1 protein-coding gene is annotated in these 1,817 nt (G+C 43.9%); it reads right to left on the bottom strand.

The window, feature by feature from the left end; genetic code table 11:
- Nucleotides 1-1,431: DEAD/DEAH box helicase (locus WQ57_RS22440; protein ID WP_046525907.1), on the bottom strand; the 1,431-nt coding region annotated here is incomplete at its 3' end.
- Nucleotides 1,432-1,817: the final 386 nt, after the last annotated feature.

Raw genomic sequence — 1,817 nt, 5'->3', positions numbered from 1 at the left:
GCTAACTTTCACCTTTTTCCCCTTTATTGTTGTATTCTCCATGGCCTGCAGGACGAGTGCTCCCTTTCCATTGAGGATATCCACATAGGACAAATGGTCTTTTACGGTGATAATCCCGATGTCTTCTGCTGTGACGCCAGGGATATTGGCAATCGTGCCAACAAAATCCAATGGACGAAGTTTCTTCTTTTTCCCGCCGCTGAAATGGAGCTTCATAATATCTTTGTTGACTCTAGCTGTTTTATTATTATGAACAACTCGGCGTCCCCGGGATTTTTCCTCAAAATCAGCCCTTACGCGTTCAACGTCCTCCTGTTTAGGAGGTTCCGTTTTAGTAAGTTCAAAGCCGATGTATCTTTCAATCGCGTTGATGAATTTCCCCTCAAACGGTGTTGAAAAAGTAATGGCTTTTCCTTTTTTACCCGCTCTCCCTGTCCTGCCGGTTCTGTGGACATAACTCTCTTTTTCCATTGGGACATCATAATTGATGATCAATGTTACATTATCAACATCGATTCCTCTTGCCGCTACATCGGTCGCCACAAGATAACGGAAATTCCCCATTTTGAACCCGTCCATAACGGCAAAGCGATCCTCTTGCTCCAACCCTCCATGCAGTCGTTCACAAGAATAATCAGCTGCCTCCAACTGGGCAAAAACAGTCTCGACGTTTTCTTTCGTCCTGCAAAAAATGATACAGCTGTCCGGATTCTCAACTACGGTAACATTTTTAAGAAGAGACATCTTCTCGTCTTCTTTTACTGTCATTAAAAAATGTTCAATACTGCTGGTTGTCACACCTGAAGACGCCACCTCAATGTGAGTTGGATCGTTCATATACTGATGACAAAGATTTTCCACATCTTTAGGCAGTGTCGCCGAAAAGACCATGGTTACCCTTGTTGAAGGGAGCTCATTAATAATGGCTTCCACTTCATCGATGAAGCCCATATTCAGCATTTCGTCTGCTTCATCAATGACTAAATACTTGATTTGATCTAGGAGAAGTGTACCTCTTTCGATATGATCGCGAACGCGTCCAGGCGTACCGACGACTATATGTGTTTTTTGCTGAAGTTCTTCCTTTTGTTTCGTAAAAGGCTCTTTTCCATAAACGGCGGTCGCTTTTATCCGTTTGAACCTTCCGATATTGGTCATATCTTCGCGAACTTGTACAGCTAGCTCCCTGGTTGGTGTAAGGATGAGCGCCTGGGGTTTTTTCTCCGCCCACTCCACCTGATCGCAAATAGGGATGCCAAATGCTGCAGTCTTGCCACTCCCTGTTTGGGACCTCACGACAAGGTCCTTATTTTCTAATGCCCATGGAATGGTCTTCCTTTGAACCTCAGTCGGAGTTTGGTACTTCAACAAATCCAGTGCCTTCTTAATTTCAGCACTTAAATAATATTCCTCAAAACTTGCATCGCTCATGTTTGGCCCTCATTTATTCGTTATTTCGATAATATATACGATTCTCTATTAGAAAAATTATATTCGTTATCGCTAGTGTTCATTATACGTGAACTTCCCAGTAAAGCGAATTGGACAGCAACAGCCAGGCGAAAGTCTTCTGGCTGGAAGGTTCAGCCAGACCCCAAAAAAAAATAAAAGTAGCCCATTGGACTACTTTTATTTTTTGCTAATCTTCCACAATAGGCTGCTGCACATCGGTTGCCGCCTCCTATTGTGCAGCGGGCCGCTGTTCAGCTTCCTGCCGTTACTCGGTCACGATAGTGCATTTACGAATCTGGTCGTTGCCCTTAGTTTCCACATAAACTTTATATGGGCCCACCTGATAGAAGATCGGAAGAGCGTCG

The sequence above is a fragment of the Mesobacillus campisalis genome (genome assembly GCF_000986785.1).
GTDB lineage: Bacteria > Bacillota > Bacilli > Bacillales > Cytobacillaceae > Mesobacillus_B > Mesobacillus_B campisalis.
This window is presented reverse-complemented; position numbering and strand designations above follow the sequence as displayed.